Below are 17077 nucleotides of genomic sequence, written 5' to 3'. Positions count from 1 at the left end.
CTTAGTGGGATGCGACAGGCTGACCAAGACGGAAACGGCCAATGTGAAAATCCGCAATCGGCGTCGCGGTGTTTCCGGTCGCTATCAGCTCCGCCATCACGTCGCCGACACCCGGGCCGATCTGGAAACCGTGACCGCTGAAGCCAAAGGCATAATAAAGGCCGGAGGTTGCGGCACTGTCTCCCATGACCGGCAGATCGTCGGCCATGTAGCCTTCCACGCCGGACCAGGTACGGATCAGCCGGGCATGGCGCAAAGCGGGCGCCAGCCGCAGAAGCTGACGCAGCTGGGCATCGAGCCCGGCGGGATCGTATTTCGCCCGGCGTTCATCCAGCGCGGCGGCGCATCGTTTCACCCCGCCGAAAATGACGTTTCCGCGCGGGATTTGCCGCATATAGATCACTTCGCCGGGAATTTTGGTGGAAACGCCAACGACCGGGTGAATGAACCATGGCAAGGGTTCCGTCACGCCCATTTGCGGGCCGGCAACCTCCAGCGGTACCGCCTCGCCCAAAGCGCCAGCAAACCCGCCGCCCCATGCGCCGCTGGCGACCAGCACGACGGGCGCGCGATAATCCCCTTCCGCCGTCATCACCCGGAAATCCTCACCGGCCTTTTCGATGGCCAGAACCTCGCAATTTTCCACGATCGTTGCACCGTCCCGCTGCGCCGCACGGGCGAAGGCGGGCGCGACGAGGCGCGGATTGGCGTGACCATCATGCGGCGACCATGATCCGGCAACCGCTTCCGGTCCGATAAAGGGGAATTTCTGCCGGATGACCTCGCGCGGGAGGATATGCAATTCCAGACCATATTGTGAAGCATCGTCGCGGTATTTCTCGACCGTGGCGATCTGTTCTTCCGTCCAGAGAAACCGGATATGGCCGACGGGCATGAATTCCACATCCGCGCCGGTCAGTTGCGGGATGCGGCTCCAGATATCCCGCGATCTGTTGGCGAGCGGAAGCTGCCCGAGGTAACGGCCCTGACGGCGCACATTGCCGAAATTGGTGCCGCTCGCCTGCTGGCCGACGAGGAAACGCTCCAGCAGAATGACGCTGACGCCGCGTTGCCGCAGGAAAAACGCCGTGGCCGTTCCGACAATGCCCCCGCCGACAATAATGACATCCGCCTCCGCAAGCGCGTTACGCATTATCGTCTCCCCTCACAATCGCCAGCGGCAGCGGTTTTACGGGCGCCTGCCCGCGCAGCCGTCCCGCCGATTCGACCGGCAGACCAGAGGCGGCGGCGACAATCTCCTGTCCCGCCTGCCCGCAGAACCGCCCCTGGCACCGGCCCATGCCGGCCCGCGAGAAAGCTTTCGAGCGATTGACTTCCGTTGCACCCTTGCCGGTCACGCTCGCGCGCAGCTCTCCCGCCGTTACCACCTCGCAGCGGCAGATAATCGTGTCGTCGGCAAGTGTCTGCGCCAACTGGTGCGGCCAGGGGAAGGCCCAGGCCATTCCCTGCGCAAAGCGCCTCGCAGCTCTCAATTGCTTCCGGCAGTGGCCGATCTCCGCGCGGGGTGGCTTCAAACCCTGATCCTCAAGAAGCGCGAAGGCGGCAAGCCGGCCGGAGGCTTCCGCACCATCTGCACCGAGAATACGCACGCCATCGCCCGCCAGATAGACATTCCGCACCGAACTGCGCCCCATATCGTCCACATCCGGCAACCATTGCCGGATCGTCGGATGAAAGGAGAAGCGGCAACCGGCAAGATCGGCAAGCTGGCTTTCCGCCCGCAGATGATAACCCATACCGACCGCATCGCAGGCGAGGCGCGTTTCCTCACCGGAGGCATTCCGGTAGCGGATACCGGTCACACCGCTCTCGGCGTCACCGATAATCTCTAACGGTGCAATGCCTCGCTCGATCCTTATCCCGCCGGCCAACAGCGCCCCAACTAGCCGCATGCCCTTGAGGAGCTGCAACGGCCGCGCCGTCATCCCCGGCAGACCCTTGATCTGCGTGGAAAACGGCGTGGTATCCAGCACCGCCACGGGGGCCGCGCCTGCCTTCATATATTGATAAGCCACGAGATAAAGCAGCGGTCCCGTGCCCATGAAAACCACGCGCCGGCCTATCGCGCAGGCCTGCGCCTTCAGGGATATCTGCGCCGCGCCAAGCGAAAAACATCCCGGTCTCGTCCAGCCCGGCAAAGGCATGATGCGGTCGGTCGCACCCGATGCGATGATAAGGGCATCGAAATTGAGAGCTTCGGCTGTCTCGGCGCGCTGAATATGAATGCGATTGTCGCGGATTGCCCATGCCAGGGTCTGCGGCCGGTAATCGATATGGCCCGAAAGCCCATCGAATGCCTCGTGCAAGGCCTTCGCCTTGCCCGCTTCCGTGCCGTAAAGGGCCGCATAGGAACGCCGGAAATTTTGCGGCTGGCGGCGATAGATCTGGCCGCCGCTGCGATCTCCCTCATCGATGACGACGGGGCGGAGCCCCGCCCGCACCAACGCCTCGGCGGCACGCGTACCGGCGGGGCCGGCGCCCACGATCACGACGCGCAAATCGGCCATAACCCCTCCGGAACCTCGGTTCTGATATCCATGCCCGGGAGTACGGCGGTGGAACACGCACGCAGCCGCTCACCTTCACCCGTCCAGACCAAGCAATCCTGACAGGCGCCCATCAGGCAGAACCCCGCCCGCTCGCCATCGGCGAACTCGGACAAACGGGCAAAGCCGCGCGAGAGCATCAGCGCCGTCAGCACTGTGTCTCCCTCCAGCGCCTCTACCGGCATGCCGTCGATCAGGACGGGGCAAGCCGCGCGTCGCTCTTCGGCGATGCGCCTGAATCTGGCCAGCATCCGCGTTTCCTTTCCCGAAATCTTCGCAGGCACCTCTCCTGCACCCTCACAGATTTCCACGGCAGAAGGTTTCCCGCCAATCGCAAATGGTCGCTTGAACAGAACCCTGGGTTATGGAAGAGATGACGCTGGAGGTTTCCATGAACGCCCGACAGCTTGAAATTTTCCGCGCCATCATGCGCGACGGCTCCGTGACGGCGGCCGCCAATTCGCTTGCCGTTTCCCAGCCCGGCGTCAGCAAGGTGCTGCACCATCTGGAAAGCCAACTGGGTTACAAGCTGTTCGAGCGCATTGGCGGGCGGCTGGTGCCGACGATGGAAGCGCATCTGATCTATGAGGATGCCGACCGGGTTTTTCGCGAACTTGAAGTTCTGAAAAAACTGACGCGCACGATTAGCGAGCGCAAGCTTGGCCTTCTGCGCATCGGCGCCAGCCTGCCGGTCACCTATTCCGTGCTACCCGAGGCGCTGCTGGCATTCCGGCAAGCGCATCCGACCGTCAAAATCCACCTCAACGCCCTGCCCAAAAAAGAGATTGCCGAACAATTGCTGCTGGGCGACATCGATTTTGCGGTAACGCTTTCCACCATTCAGGCGCCGACGGTGCGCAGCGAAATCCTCGCCTCCGTGCCGGTCGTGGCAGTAATGCGGCATGATGATGCTCTCGCCGAAATGATGACGGTCACGCCCCGCGACCTCGCCGGCAGACCGCTGATTTCCTATGGCAACCATGCGGACGAGATCGGCCCGCAGCTGAACGAGGTCTTCGAACGCGACGGGCTTGTGCGCGACGTTTCGGTGCAGGTCACCTCATCGGTCGGCGCCGTACCGCTGGTACGCGGCGGCATCGGCATCGCCCTTGTCGATGGCTTGGTGCGCTGGAACAGTTTCGAGGGGGTGACGGTGCGCCCATTCATGCCTGACGTAACGATGAATGTCGCCGTTTCCACCAACACGGCCCGGCCGCTCTCGCGTTTCTTCAAACCCTTCGTCGGTGAATTGCGAAAGCTCTTTCGCGCCCTTCCCGCCCAGAATTGACGGACTGCAATACCCGCAAGGCCTGAGCCTGCGGGTATTGCAGTCCGCCGCATGTGTTCGACCGGTCAGCTTTTCGGCAGGCCGGGAGGGTTGGTCCGCGATTCCGGCAGGGCTTCTTCCGATAGCTGCCAGCGATCCAGAATCTTCGCGTAAGCGCCGCTCTTGATCAGGTCGTTGGTGGCAAGCGTCAGCGCATCGGCCAGTCCCGATCCCTTGCGGGTGGTGATGGCGACATCGGACCGCTCCGGCCAGCCGGCGGAAAGGGTGCCGACACGCTTGATGGTCTTGTCACGCGCGGCGATGAAGACCAGCTGCGCATGCGGCTGGACGATCACATCCGCCCGCCCCGCTGAAAGCGCCACAAGCCGGGTCGCTTCATCATCGTAATATTGCAGCTCGATCGGCTTCAGTCCGGCGGCGACGTTTTCGTCGCTCCATTTCAGCAGAATACGCTCCTGATTGGTGCCGGCGCCGACGATGATCCTCAGGCCGGCCGCGTCCTTCGGCTCGCGGATGGCGGTTATGCCGCTGTCTGCCTTGACGAAAAATCCGTGCAGGCCCTGACGATAGGTGGAGAAATCGAACTTCTCCTTGCGCTGCTCGGTAACGCCCACATTCGAGATCACCGCATCGTATTTGCCGGAGGCAAGCCCCAGCGGCCAGTCAGCCCAGGCAACCGCCACCAGTTCCAGCTCCAAGCCGAGGCTGTCGGCCACCACAAGGGCGTAATCGGGATCTGCGCCGACCACCGTTTTTGCATCCGTCGCATAGGTCGCGAGCGGCGGTCCGCCGGGTGCGACCGCGACGGTGAGTTTGCCCGGCGTGACGAATTTGAAATCCTTCGGAACGGCGGCAATCGCGCCGGGGTCTTTTTCAACCCGGATGCGGCCGGGCTGATCCGGCGACAGGTCGAAAACATCCGTTGCCGAAGCCGATGCAAAACCGGCGATTGAGAGAAAGGCGCCAAGCGTGGCCGTGGCGAGACGAGAGGTGAAGGTCATTGTGGTTTCCCGATAGAATGCCCGATAGAATGACTGTGGGACGGAGGTAGCGCGGACGGGAGGATGCCCGCGCTACCGGCTGAGTGATGTCCCACCTTCAACTCAGCTTTTGGCAACTCAGCTTTTTCGAAAATCTGGCCTCAGCTCTTGGGCAGGCCGGGCGGATTGGTGCGGGATTCGGTGATGGCTTCGGAACCGAGATTCCAGCGGGCGAGAACCTTGCCGTAATTGCCGTTCTTGATCTGGGCGTTCAGCGCGGCGGTGATGGCGTCCGCTATGCCTGTGTCCTTTTTCGAAGCGACGGCGATCTCGGCCGCTTCCGGCCAGCCGCCGGAGAAGGTGCCGACAAGCTTCGTCTTCTTCTGGCTTGCCGCCTGAAAGGCAGAGGTCGCGTTGGGGCCGAGATAGGCATCCGCGCGGCCGGATTGCAGGGCGACGTCAAGCACGGCCTGATCGTCATAATATTGCACCTCGGTATCGGCCAGTCCCTTCGCCTTGTTGTCCTTGATCCATTTCAGCAGGATCTGCTCCTGATTGGTGGCGGCCCCGACGATGACCTTCAGCCCTGCGACATCCTCCGGCTTGCCGATTGATGTGACCTTGCTGTTATTGCCGACATAGAAGCCGAGCAGATCGTTGCGGTAGCTGGAAAAATCGAACTTTTCCTTGCGGGCTTCCGTCACCGTGATGTTGGAAGTAACGGCGTCATATTTGCCGGATGCAAGACCGAGCGGCCAGTCCGCCCAGGCGATAGGCACAAGCTGCAGCTCAAGGCCAAGGCTGTCGGCGACCAGCTGGGCGATATCCGGCTCCACGCCGATCGGCGTTTTTGTGTCGCTCGCATAATCCACCAGCGGCAAGCGGAAGGGAACGGTCGCGACCGTCAGCTTTCCATCGGCAATGAACTTGTGGCCGGCGGGCAGAAGCTTGATTGCCTCTTCCACCTTTTCGACGCGCACCCGCCCCTTCTGTTCAGGCGACAGGTCAACCTCCTGCGCATGCACGACCGGGATGAGCGCAGCAGTGGCGGTGAAAAGACCGCCGGCAAGCAGGGACAATAATTTCGATGAAAAAGCCATGTGAGTGTTTCCTTTGTTGTTGATTAGAGAACTTTTGCGAGAAATTCGGCCGTGCGCGGGTGGTCCGGCTTGTTGAACACTTTCTCCGGCGTGCCCGTTTCGAGAATGCGGCCCTGTTCCATGAAGACGACCCTGTCGGAGACTTCGCGGGCAAAGCCGATTTCGTGGGTGACGATGATGAGCGTGACGCCGGAGCGGGACAGCTCCTTGATGACATCCAGCACCTCATTGACCAGCTCCGGGTCGAGCGCGGATGTCGGCTCGTCGAAGAGCAGCACCTTCGGCCGAAGCGCTAAGGCCCGGGCAATCGCCACGCGCTGCTGCTGTCCGCCGGAAAGCTGACGGGGGTAAGCACCGGCCTTCTCGGCCAGACCGACACGGGCCAGAAGATCGCGCGCCTCTGCTTCCGCCTGTTCTTTCGATATGCCGCGAACCACGACCGGCGCTTCGGCGATGTTCTCAAGCGCCGTCAGATGCGGGAACAGATTGAAGCTCTGGAACACCATGCCCACTTCGGCGCGGCGCTTCAGAATGTCCTTTTCCTTCAGCTCATAAAGCGTGTCGCCTTTCTGGCGATATCCGACCAGCTCGCCGTCGATGGCGATGAAGCCGTCGTCGACACGCTCCAGATGATTGATGGAGCGCAGCAATGTGGACTTGCCGGAGCCGGACTGACCGAGAATGGTGGTGACGCTGCCTGCCGGAATGGAGAGCGTGACATCGTCCAGCACCTTCAGTGTTCCGAAGGACTTGGAAACGCCGTGGATATTGACCGAACCGCCACGATTGCCGAGCTGGAAACTTCCCGTCCTGGCGGCAGCCGGTCTTTCAATGGGGGGCGCTGGCGTCTCCACCGCTTCCGGCAAAGGCCTGCGCGGCAGGAAGGTGCGATAGAGCGTGGCAAACAGCGAGGGCGGCGGATTGCGCAGCGCGCCGCGCGAGAAGTGGCGTTCGATGTGGTGCTGAACAATGGAAAGCGCGGTCAGGATCACCAGATACCAGACGGTGGCGACCATCAGCAGCGGGATCACTTCCAGATTGCGGCGATAGATGATCTGGATCGTATAGAACAGCTCCGGCAGCGCGAGGATATAGACCTGCGACGTGCCCTTGGCCAAGCCGATAATATCGTTGAAGGCCGTGGGCAGGATAGAGCGCATCGCCTGCGGCAGGACGATGCGGGACGCCTGCCGCCTGCGCGGAAGGCCGAGCGCGGCGGCAGCTTCGAGCTGCCCCTGATCGACTGAAAGGATTCCGCCGCGAACGATTTCGGAGGCGAAAGCGGCCTGATTGAGCGTCAGCCCCAAAACGGCCGCCGCAAAGGGCGTCATCAGCTGTGTCGTATTCCAGCTGAAGAAATTGATGCCGGTATAGGGCACACCGATTGTCACGGTTTCATAGAGATAGCCGAGATTGTTGAGGATCAGCAAAAGCACGATCAGCGGGATGGAGCGAAAAATCCAGATATAGGTCCAGGAGACAGCGACCAGCAGCGGCGACCGGGAAACACGGGCAAGCGCCAGCAGGGTTCCCAACACAAAACCAAACAACGCACCGAGCGCGGTCAGGAGCAGCGTCCGGCCGAGACCCACCAGCACCGGTTCGGCGAAGAACCATTCGGCAAACACATCCCAGCCCCAGCGCGGGTTGCCGAAAACGGAATGCACGACGGCGGCAATGATGAGGACGGAGAAAACCGTGCCCACCGTCCGCAGCGGGTAGCGGGCCGGAACGATGCGGAAATGGGAGTAACCGCCCGTGATCGGTTCACTCTTCTTGTCGCCCACGGCGAGATGCGGAAAATCAGAGGCTATCGTCATCGGAAAAAGGCCTTTCACGGATGGGCGGAAGAGGGTTGCGGCCGCACAGTCGCTATCGGCGCTCCTCCCGGAACAGAGACGGGTGCGGGTTCGGACAGCCATTTTTCGAAGGGCAACGACCGGATCGTCTCGGGATCGGCCGCGGTATCGAACAAAGCGCGATAACCATTGGTGAGATAAAGACCGACCGCTTCCGGCTGACGGAAGCCGGTGGTCAGATAGACGCGGGCATAACCCTGCCGGATCGCCTGCTGCTCCAGTTCCCGGAGCACGATTTTCGCAAGCCCTTGCCGGCGATGGGCGGAATGGGTCCAGACCCGTTTGAATTCCGCCGTTTCGTCGTCGTAACGCATGAAGGCGCCGCCGGCGATCGCTTTGCCGTCGCGCAGGAGCAGCAGGAAATTGCCCGATGGCGGGCTGAAGGCTTCCGGCGGATATTTGTTCAGCTCCGCCTTGGCCCCCTCCGCATTGAAGAATGTGCCGTAGCGGCTGTCATATTCGAACAGCAACTCCTCCAGAAGCGGCGCTGCGAGCGGATCCTTGACCGATGTGTAGAAAAAACTGTCGCTCATGTCCTTGTCCTAATTTTCGCGTCAGGAGAGATAGGCTTCCGCCAGCCGCACCCAGAAGCGTGCTGCCGGCGCGATGATCGCGTCGTTGAAATCGTAGTGGGGACTGTGCAGCGGTGCGCTGTCGCCATTGCCGACGAAGAGATAAGAACCGGGCCGCTCCTGCAGCATGAAGGCGAAATCCTCGCTCGCCGTGCGCGGCTGGAACGCTTCGGCGATCTGCCCGGCGGCGAAATGCCGTTTGGCGACATCGCGGGCGAAAACCGTCTGAGGGATGTGGTTGATGACCGGCGGGAAACCGCGGGAATAGGCGACCTCTGCCTTCGCGCCGAAGCTCTCGGCCTGCGCTTTGGCCAGCGCCGGGAGCCGCTCCTCCAGCCTGTCACGCACGGCAGGCGAGAACGCCCGGGCGGTGATCTGAAGCTCGACGCTTTCGGGAATGACGTTGGAGGCGGTTCCGCCATGGATGGAGCCGACCGTCAGCACCGCCATCTCGCGCGGATCGACATTGCGCGAAACGATGCTCTGCAGGGCGGTGACGAAGCTTGCCGAGGCGAGAACCGGATCGACCGTCTCATGCGGCGCGGCGCCATGCCCGCCCTTGCCGACGATCCGCACCTTCGCCTTGTCGACGGAGGCCATGGCGGGGCCTTCGACGAAGCCAAACTGTCCGGTGTCGACACCCGGCCAATTATGCAGGCCGAAGACGGCATCGACCGGAAACCGCTCGAAAAGCCGGTCCTTTATCATCGCCCTTGCCCCGGCGCCGATCTCCTCGGCCGGCTGGAAGATCAGCGTCAGCGTGCCGGAAAAACTCGATGTTTCGGCAATATACCGGGCAGCGGCAAGCAGGATCGTCGTATGGCCATCGTGACCGCACGCATGCATGACGCCCTGCGTCTGGCTGGCATAGGCAAGGCCGGTTTCCTCGACAATCGGCAGGGCGTCGATATCGGCGCGAATGCCGACGCGTTTTTCGCCATGACCGCGTTTCAACGTGGCGACAACGCCGTGGCCGCCGACACCTTCCGTCACCTCATATCCGAACGACAAGAGATAGCGGGCAATGAGCGCCGCCGTGCGTTTTTCCTTGAGCGAAAGCTCGGGATTCCGGTGGAGATCATGCCGGATGGCGATGCTCTCGTCGATGAAGGCAAGGATTCCCCGTTCGGCGTCGTCCTGCGGACGCGCGCCGTCAATGCGGATATTCATGGTTCTGTCTCCTGCGCGGCTCGCTACGCGCCGCGTCTTGAAATCTGCACCGGGCGGCAATCGTCTCCGCCCTGCAGCAAGCTCAGGCGATGGCCTTGTTCGACCCGTTTTCGCGGCGGGAATAGACGCTTTCCCTGAAAGGCAGGCCGAGATGGTCGCGCAGCGTCGCCCCTTCCAGATGCGGATCGAAATAACCGCGCCGTTGCAGCACCGGGATGACGAGGCGGATGAAATCGTCCAATCCCTCGGCAATCACCGGGAAGCCCAGAATGAAGCCATCGGCCGCATCGTGCTCCACCCAGCGGATGATTTCGTCAGCCACCTTGTCTGGCGTGCCGATAAAACCTTCACGCGGGGTCGCTGCCTCCAGCGCCGCCTCGCGCAGCGTCTGGTTCTTTTCCTTGGCCCGCCGCTTGATGCGGTCGGTCGTGGAGCGGAAACTGTTCTTGCCGATCTCGCCGAGCTCAGGGAAAGGCTCGTCCAGCGGATAGGCGCTGAAATCATGATGATCGAAGAAACGGCCGAGATAAGCGAGCGCATCCTCGATGGTGATGAGGTTGCGAATGACGTCGTATTTCGCCTCCGCTTCCTCCTGCGTCTCGCCGACAATCGGGCCGATGCCGGGGAAAATCTTCACATCGGCAGCGGACCTGCCCTGCGCAACGGCGCTCTGTTTTACACGCTTGAGGAAGGTCTGGTTTTCCTCCAGCGAAGCGGAATTGGTGAAGACCGCATCCGCATGTTTGCCCGCAAGACCGATGCCGGCATCGGAGGAGCCGGCCTGGAATACCACCGGCTGCCCCTGCGGGGAACGCTGGATATTGAGCGGGCCTTCCACCTGGAAGAAGCGGCCCTTATGGCCGAGCGTGTGGAGTTTGGCGCGGTCGAAGAACTGTCCCGTCTCGCGGTTGCGCAGGAAAGCGTCATCGTCCCAGCTGTCCCACAGGCCCTTGATCACTTCGAGATATTCGTCGGCAATCTCGTAACGCAGCGCATGTTCGGGGTGGTTGCGGCTGTAATTCTTCGCCGTACCTTCAAGCGGCGTCGTCACGGCATTCCACCCGGCGCGGCCGCCGCTCAGCAGATCGAGCGAGGCGAACTGACGGGCAATGGTGAAGGGGTCGCTATAGGAGGTCGAAACGGTGCCGGCGAGACCGATCTTCGAGGTCACGGAGGCGAGCGCCGAAAGGATCGTCAGCGGCTCGAACCGGTTGAGGAAATGCGGGATCGACTTGTCATTGATATAGAGCCCATCCGCCACGAAAGCGAAGGCGATGCCCGCCGCTTCCGCCTTCAGCGCGGTCTTCCTGAAGAAGTCGAAATTGACGCTGGCATCCACCGGGCTTTTGGGGTGCCGCCAGGCATTCATGTGCCCGCCGGGGCCCTGTAGCATGATGCCGAAACGGATTTTCTTTCTCGTCATGTCATTCCCTCCTCAGAGAAAATTACGCCGCCCGGGAAAGGCGATGCGTGGCAAGCAGTTCTATCGAGGCAAGCCGCTGATCGGCACCGACATGCGGCGGCTCGATGATGAATTCCTCGATGCCGTGCTCTTCGGAAAGCGCACGAAGCGCCTTGTGAATATCCTCCGGCCCGCCATGCAGGACGTTGGGTTTTCGCTCTTCGATGCGGTAATCGGTATCGCCGGACTGCCGGGCGAATTCCTCCGCCTGTTCTCGGCGGCCGAGGTTGAACGCCCTGCCGTCGCTGAGGAATACCCGGTAGATGCGCTGACCTTCCACCTGTCTCGCGGCATGGGCGGGGTCGCTGGCCGCAAAAGCCGACAAAGCAAGGATCGGAGCGCTTCCGCCGCTTTCTTCCCGAAAAGCCGAGAGGCTGCGGCGGAGAACCTCCGCATCGCCATTGAGATGGCCGGCAAAGACGAAATTCCATCCCCTTGAAGCCGCAAGCCTTGCGCTTTCCGGGCTGGCGCCGAGCAGAAATCGTTCCGCAGCGACCGGTGGCGCAGGTGTCGCCTGCAGTCCGGCCTGTGCGTGGTCCTGCGGCGCGGCGCCGGACAAAAACGTGGTGAGTTCACTGAAGGCCGTTTCGAAATCCGGTTTGCGGGCAGGATCATAGGCCTGCTGCAAGGCCGAAGTCGCCAGCGGCAACCCGCCCGGTGTCTTGCCGATGCCGAGATCGACCCGGCCGGGCGCAAGCGACGACAGCACGTTGAAAACCTCGGCGACCTTGTAAGGGCTATAGTGTTGCAACATGACGCCGCCCGAGCCGACGCGGATGTGGGAGGTTTTCGCCAATATCCACGAAACCAGCGCTTCCGGTGCGGAACCGGCAAGCTCCGGCGAATTGTGATGTTCGGCCACCCAGAAACGGCGGTAACCCAGCTCTTCGGCGCGCCTGGCAAGATTGATCGTGTCGCGGAATGCACTCGCCGCGTCCTCACCCGTTGGAACCGGGCTCTTGTCAAGCAAACTGAGCGTATACATCATCACCTCGCGTGTCTTTGATGCATACTTTGTCTACCGATTTTATATTCTAATAAAGGATGATCGTTCCACGTTGCAGCGCGATCAGAGAAAATATTGTTTTCAGTGATGTTTTCCGAAGCCAGCCCTGGCAAAGCCATCGGTAAGGCAGGAGGAATGACCAAAATGGGCGCAACAGGCCGCTTTCAACGCCAAACCCGGACGAAACGGGCTTGCGCCGGAATTCGCTAAAAACTACTTAGTAAGTTAGGAATAATATGGCTCGGCGCTGCAAAACGTGCCGACTCTCTTTTCGGACCATGCGATGTTGACCAAAAAAGGCAAATACGGATTAAAGGCTCTTGTCGATCTGGCGCGGTTGCCCCAGGGCGAGACCGCCTTCGTGACCGAAATTGCAACCCGCAACAATATCCCGAAAAAATTCCTGGACACTATTCTTCTGGAGCTGCGCAATAGCGGCATTCTGCGCTCCAAGAAGGGCCCGAATGGCGGTTATTCGCTGTCGAAAATGCCATCGGAAATCATGATCGGGCAGGTCATCCGCACGCTGGACGGACCTCTGGCCCCCATCCGCTGTGCAAGCCGCACGGCTTTTGAAGCCTGTGACGACTGTGATGATCCGGAGACCTGTCAGGTTAGGGTTTCGATGACGGACGTGCGTGACGCCATCGCAACCATTCTGGACAACATGACACTCGCACAATTCGTGGCCAAGGACGGGCAGAACGCCCGCTCCATTCCGGCCGGCGAATAGGATTCCGCACGGCCCTTCATTCGAGCTTCGCCTATTGCCCGCGCAGATCGTCGTCCAGCGACGCGATCAGCCCGGCTTCACTGACGCCTTCGACAAGGCCGAGGCGCGCCATCAGGATTTCAAGCGTGATGGCATTGTTGCGAACCGAACGAAAGGTGACGTTTTCCGCTCCCACCTGGGCCGCATCGATATTGGCCGCAAGGCTGGATATTTGCGCCTTCAGGAGTTCGATGGCGAGAAATATTTCGCCTATCACGGGTCGCGCCGCGCCATCGCCGGCCAGCCTGTCGATCAGCAGCGCCGAAAGTTCACGCTGCTTCTGCCCCAGAGCCACGGCGGCTTTCAAAAGGGTGGAAACGGAAACGGCCAGATTTCCCGCGCCCTGAGCCAGAAACACCACCTGATCCGCGCGTAACAGACCTTCCCATGACGTATTGGGGCGGTTGCGCAGAACAACGAGCAAAGGCTGCCCGGCCGTGTTGACGGCCGGCACGACAATCCAGTCCGCGTCGCCCCTCACCGAGCCCGCAACGTCATCGGGAAGCCGCAGGGCGTAGTCGTCTTCCGTCACCGTAACGGCCTGATCCAGATCCGCGGCAGATATTGCCAGTGCGAAGGTCTCGCCAAGATCGAGACGGGCGAAGAGCGCCTTGCGCTGGTCTTCGCTGCCGGCATTCCTGATGAATTCAAGCGCGGTGAAATGTTCAACGAGATCATGCGCCACCGCCGCATCGGCTGCGGAAATGATGGCGAGCGCCTGCGAGAGAACATCGTTGGTGATGTCCGTTCCGCCCAGTTCCGTTGGAACGGAAAGAGCAAGAAGACCGGAACGGGCGATCCGCGCATGGATTTGCCCGGGACTTTCAACGGCGCAGTTTTCGGCGATCGTGCGGGCAACGGTCAGCACATCGATATCCGCGCCGAGGCGTGGAGGAACGAAACGAAGTCTTTCGCCGAGAGGCGTGACGGATCCCATGCTCAACTCCCTCAAAGAATGACAAAGTGAAAGCGCCGAACGACCGGCGCTCAGTCCAGAGAATGATAACGCCCGTTTTGATAGAGCAGCGAATGGCCGGAGCCGATGCGGATCGCCTCAACCTTGCCGATGACGATGACGTGGCTGTGCCGTTCGATCGTCTCTTCAATGGTGCAATCGATCGCGGCAACAGCGTCTTCGAGAATGGGCGCACCGCTCGACAGCCGTGTCCATTCCGCACCGCGATACCGGTCCGGGCCCTTCAGGCCGCCGATGCCGGCAAACTGATTGGCGACGAACTGATGGTTCGCCCCGACGATGTTGACGGCAAGATGACCGAAACGCTGCACCACCGGCCATGTGGATGAGGATCGGTTGAGCGCCACCAGAATGCGCGGCGGATCGACCGACAAAGCGGTGGCCGAGGTCACGGTCGCGCCCGTTCGCTCGTCGCCCTCGCCCGCCGTAATCACGCTGACACCTCCGCCCAGCGTTCTCAGCGCCGCCTTGAGGCTGTCGGCATCCGCCGCCCTGCCGGCGACCGGGTCGCGGAGGTTGATGAATTGTTGATCCTTGGCCGCATATTGCAATGTCATCGGGTTGCTCCTGAAAACAGCTGAATTGTTCAATAGCTAGCAGCGGCAGCGGGGGGTGAAATAGACATCGTTTTCCATAATGATAATATTCTATAGAAATAATGTTTTATGTGTCGCCGTCCGATTTAGCCCCGCCGCAAGGATATCTGCCGAAAAGGTGGGAGGCAGAGGTCGCCTCCCGTCGAAGGATCAGGATCCGGACACCAGCTTGACGTTGCCGCCATGACCGCCACCACCGAAAACCTGTTTCGCGCCGAAAGAAGATCGTATCTGGTTGCGGGGCCCGCCGAGCCCGATTTCCGGAAACAGCAGTTCGGATAGCCGATAGGCTTCCTCCAGATGCGGATAACCCGAGGCGATGACGGTATCGATGCCCAGCGCCTGATATTCCCTGAGCCGCGCCGCCACCGTCTTCGGCGAACCGACCAGCGCCGTGCCCGCACCCGAACGGACGAGACCTATGCCCGCCCACAAATTCGGAGAGACTTCCAGCCGGTCGCGCCGGCCATTGTGGAGCGCCTGCATTCTCGCCTGGCCGACGGAATCCGAAGCCCTGGAGAAGACCTCCTGAGCGGATGCGATGGTTTCGTCGGAGAGCTTCGAGATCAGCCGCTCGGCATCGGCCCATGCTTCCTCATCGGTTTCACGCACGATGAAATGCAGGCGGATTCCGAAGGTAACCTTGCGCCCTTTTTTGGCGGCGGCGGCGCGCACCTTGGCGATCTTTTCCGCCACCTGCGCCGGCGGTTCGCCCCAGGTGAGATATTTGTCGGTGATACCGGCGGAAAACTCGATGCCGGCATCGGAAGAGCCGCCAAAATAAAGCGGCGGGCGCGGTTCCTGCACCGGCGGCAGCCCGAGTTTCGCGTCCACCGCCTTGATATATTTGCCGTCGAGGCTTCCCTTGCCGGTTTCGATCAGCGAATTGAACACCTGGAAGAACTCATCGGCGTGGTCGTAACGCTCGTCATGCGGCAGGAAGATGCCGTCACCGGCCAATTCCTGCGCGCTGCCGCCAACCACGATGTTGAGAAGCAGCCGGCCATGGGAAACGCGATCGAGCGTCGAAGCAAGCCGCGCATAATAGGCGGGCGAAGCGACGCCCGGACGGATGGCGACGAGGAATTTCAGCTTCTCGGTATAAGCAGCGAGATTGGCCGCAAGGATGAAGGATTCTTCACAGGCGACACCGGTGGGGATGAGCACGCCTGAATAACCGAGCCGATCGGCAGCCTGAGCTATTTCCCGGAAATAGCCGGGATCGGCAGGACGCGAAAGATCATCCGAGCCGAGATAGCTGCCATCGCCTGAGGTGGGTATGAACCATAGAAAATCGAGTGGTTTATCGGATGTGCTCATCGGCAGTTCCTTTGCAATCTGCCCTTGGGCAATGCGCTTGATGATAAAAGGGTAGCCAATTCCCCGGCGCGTTTAAGAAATTTTGTTCCAATTTCCATCCGGCGAGGAGAGTTTCTCTCCCGGATGAACCGCGCTGCAAAGGGAAAAGGAACCCTCGCTGATGGTCGTCAGAAGACCGGATAAAGGCCGAGCATCGCAAAGTTCATTTCGCAGATCTCTTCCCGTTCGAGTTCGAGATCGCTTCTCTCCTGCCTGATGCGTCCGGAATGATCCAGAGGATGAAGGCTGACCTGTTCCTCTTCCCGCGGCTGACGCCGGGTCAAACCGAACAGATCGAAAGTAAACGCATGAAGTCCCTGCGGCATGTGCGCCTCCTTTGCTCAACTCCCCTTATCCTCAGGCGACCGTCCGAAATCGTCAATATTTTCCATAAAATTACTATTCTATAATTGGAGGATCGCCGGCAAATGTGGACTAAGGTTGCGGCGGCGGGAAAAAATCCGTTTCCGGCTACCAGTAATCGGGCACGGAACCGAACGATCAGTCATTTCCTCAAAAATGTGCTTCGCCCAGGGCAATCAATCTACGCAATCTCGATCCGGCCACCGCCTTTGTCGATGCGCCATCTGCCTTCAACCGCTCGAAAAGAGCATAACCCTCAGGCCATCGTCCGTAGCCGCTGGCAATATTGATATGTCCGACGGCGCCGAGATTGATGAGATCGCTCCCCCAAAGGCTCGTACTGCGCGCAAGCTCTTCGGCATCCATGTAGGGATCGTTCATGCTGCCCACGACTAGGCTGGGGAAAGCAAGCGGTTGCTGCGGAAACGCGCCGAACCGGACGATACAGGGATGCATCGCCTCGACGCGGTCGAGATGGGCGGGTGCGACCAGAAGCGCGCCCTTTATCTTGGCGGCCGAGAGACGAGACGCCATATTCGCCACCAGCAGGCAACCGAGGCTGTGGGCGACGATATAAGCGCTTTCGACTGTCGCCAGCGCGGCCTCGAGACGATCGAGCCAGTCCGCGAGAACCGGGCATTGCCAATTGTCCTGATCGACCAGCCGCGAGTCGGGATCATCCAGCAACCAGTGCCGCTGCCAATGTCCTTCATCCGAACCATTCAGGCCAGGGACAATCAAGGTGGTACACATGCCTGCTCCATGGGTTGTGGACGGTATGTCGCAAGCATGGTGAATTTCGCGATTTCCGTCGACTATTGCCTTGCTCACCTTTCGAAGCCTCGCGAAAAATCGATCCAGGCAATTTCGATCATGCAGAAAAAGCGTTCTCCAGGTCGGAAATAATTTCGTCCAGAGGGAATCATTTCCTCAAATTTTTTATATAGAAAATATATGCAATATAGTCTTTCCAGACGGAAAGCTTTTCCTCCGCCGCATCACAAAAG

Annotated in this window: 17 protein-coding genes; 2 read left to right on the top strand and 15 right to left on the bottom strand. The window is 60.7% G+C overall.

The window, feature by feature from the left end; translation table 11 throughout:
• Position 1 precedes the first annotated feature (1 nt).
• The 3 genes from RAC79_RS08730 to RAC79_RS08720 are packed head-to-tail and all read right to left on the bottom strand — an operon-like array spanning position 2 to position 2818.
• Entirely contained in the window at positions 2 to 1153 is a 1152-nt protein-coding gene (locus tag RAC79_RS08730; RefSeq protein WP_174039945.1) for an FAD-binding oxidoreductase, read from the bottom strand.
• Positions 1146 to 2528 carry an NAD(P)/FAD-dependent oxidoreductase gene (locus RAC79_RS08725; RefSeq protein WP_174039946.1) on the bottom strand — a complete coding sequence of 461 codons (1383 nt, stop codon included), beginning with the start codon at positions 2526 to 2528 and terminating at the stop codon, positions 1146 to 1148. Before RAC79_RS08725 ends, RAC79_RS08730 begins: the two co-directional genes overlap by 8 nt.
• Positions 2507 to 2818 (bottom strand): (2Fe-2S)-binding protein, encoded by a 312-nt coding sequence (locus tag RAC79_RS08720; RefSeq protein WP_065657183.1) that lies wholly within the window; start codon positions 2816 to 2818, stop codon positions 2507 to 2509. Before RAC79_RS08720 ends, RAC79_RS08725 begins: the two co-directional genes overlap by 22 nt.
• 113 nt (positions 2819 to 2931) lie before the next feature.
• On the opposite strand from RAC79_RS08720, the gene RAC79_RS08715 reads away from it, so the two are divergent.
• Positions 2932 to 3855: a LysR substrate-binding domain-containing protein gene (locus tag RAC79_RS08715; protein ID WP_174039947.1), complete on the top strand. Its 924-nt coding sequence runs from the start codon at positions 2932 to 2934 to the stop codon at positions 3853 to 3855.
• 65 nt (positions 3856 to 3920) lie between these two features.
• Here the strand turns inward: RAC79_RS08715 and RAC79_RS08710 are convergent, their stop codons facing one another.
• From RAC79_RS08710 to RAC79_RS08680, 7 genes are all read right to left on the bottom strand, one after another.
• Positions 3921 to 4856: an ABC transporter substrate-binding protein gene (locus tag RAC79_RS08710; RefSeq protein WP_174039948.1), complete on the bottom strand. Its 936-nt coding sequence runs from the start codon at positions 4854 to 4856 to the stop codon at positions 3921 to 3923.
• A gap of 140 nt (positions 4857 to 4996) precedes the next feature.
• Positions 4997 to 5935, bottom strand: a complete 939-nt coding sequence (locus RAC79_RS08705; RefSeq protein WP_174039949.1) for an ABC transporter substrate-binding protein — start codon at positions 5933 to 5935, stop codon at positions 4997 to 4999.
• Between the two features lie 23 nt (positions 5936 to 5958).
• Complete coding sequence (locus tag RAC79_RS08700) at positions 5959 to 7755, bottom strand: amino acid ABC transporter permease/ATP-binding protein (RefSeq protein ID WP_174039950.1); 1797 nt, start codon at positions 7753 to 7755, stop codon at positions 5959 to 5961.
• A 14-nt stretch (positions 7756 to 7769) separates the two neighbouring features.
• Entirely contained in the window at positions 7770 to 8327 is a 558-nt protein-coding gene (locus RAC79_RS08695) for a GNAT family N-acetyltransferase (protein ID WP_065657179.1), read from the bottom strand.
• Between the two features lie 21 nt (positions 8328 to 8348).
• Entirely contained in the window at positions 8349 to 9536 is a 1188-nt protein-coding gene (locus RAC79_RS08690; protein WP_174039951.1) for a M20 aminoacylase family protein, read from the bottom strand.
• 82 nt (positions 9537 to 9618) lie between these two features.
• Entirely contained in the window at positions 9619 to 10959 is a 1341-nt protein-coding gene (locus tag RAC79_RS08685; RefSeq protein WP_078053483.1) for an LLM class flavin-dependent oxidoreductase, read from the bottom strand.
• 22 nt (positions 10960 to 10981) lie between these two features.
• Positions 10982 to 11986, bottom strand: a complete 1005-nt coding sequence (locus RAC79_RS08680) for an LLM class flavin-dependent oxidoreductase (RefSeq protein ID WP_174039952.1) — start codon at positions 11984 to 11986, stop codon at positions 10982 to 10984.
• Between the two features lie 301 nt (positions 11987 to 12287).
• Between RAC79_RS08680 and RAC79_RS08675 the strand changes: the two genes are divergently transcribed.
• Positions 12288 to 12737 carry an Rrf2 family transcriptional regulator gene (locus RAC79_RS08675; RefSeq protein WP_059753414.1) on the top strand — a complete coding sequence of 150 codons (450 nt, stop codon included), beginning with the start codon at positions 12288 to 12290 and terminating at the stop codon, positions 12735 to 12737.
• A 31-nt stretch (positions 12738 to 12768) separates the two neighbouring features.
• Here the strand turns inward: RAC79_RS08675 and RAC79_RS08670 are convergent, their stop codons facing one another.
• The 5 genes from RAC79_RS08670 to RAC79_RS08650 all read right to left on the bottom strand — a co-directional run bounded on the left by RAC79_RS08670 (position 12769) and on the right by RAC79_RS08650 (position 16823).
• Positions 12769 to 13713 (bottom strand): acyl-CoA dehydrogenase family protein, encoded by a 945-nt coding sequence (locus RAC79_RS08670; RefSeq protein WP_174039953.1) that lies wholly within the window; start codon positions 13711 to 13713, stop codon positions 12769 to 12771.
• 50 nt (positions 13714 to 13763) lie between these two features.
• On the bottom strand, positions 13764 to 14309 hold the full coding sequence (locus RAC79_RS08665; protein ID WP_149741745.1) for a flavin reductase family protein: 546 nt from the start codon (positions 14307 to 14309) through the stop codon (positions 13764 to 13766).
• A gap of 189 nt (positions 14310 to 14498) precedes the next feature.
• Complete coding sequence (ssuD, locus tag RAC79_RS08660; protein ID WP_020808882.1) at positions 14499 to 15668, bottom strand: FMNH2-dependent alkanesulfonate monooxygenase; 1170 nt, start codon at positions 15666 to 15668, stop codon at positions 14499 to 14501.
• Positions 15669 to 15835: 167 nt separating this feature from the next.
• The gene (locus RAC79_RS08655) at positions 15836 to 16033 is read right to left on the bottom strand and encodes a hypothetical protein (protein ID WP_174039954.1); all 198 of its coding nucleotides are present in this window, start codon (positions 16031 to 16033) and stop codon (positions 15836 to 15838) included.
• 187 nt (positions 16034 to 16220) lie between these two features.
• Positions 16221 to 16823 (bottom strand): alpha/beta hydrolase, encoded by a 603-nt coding sequence (locus RAC79_RS08650; protein WP_174039955.1) that lies wholly within the window; start codon positions 16821 to 16823, stop codon positions 16221 to 16223.
• Positions 16824 to 17077: the final 254 nt, after the last annotated feature.

Origin of the sequence: Agrobacterium sp. LR_9 (genome assembly GCF_041954855.1) — a bacterium.
Taxonomy (GTDB): domain Bacteria; phylum Pseudomonadota; class Alphaproteobacteria; order Rhizobiales; family Rhizobiaceae; genus Agrobacterium; species Agrobacterium leguminum.
The sequence above is the reverse complement of the archived record's forward strand: the minus strand, read 5'-3'. Positions and strand labels throughout refer to the sequence as shown.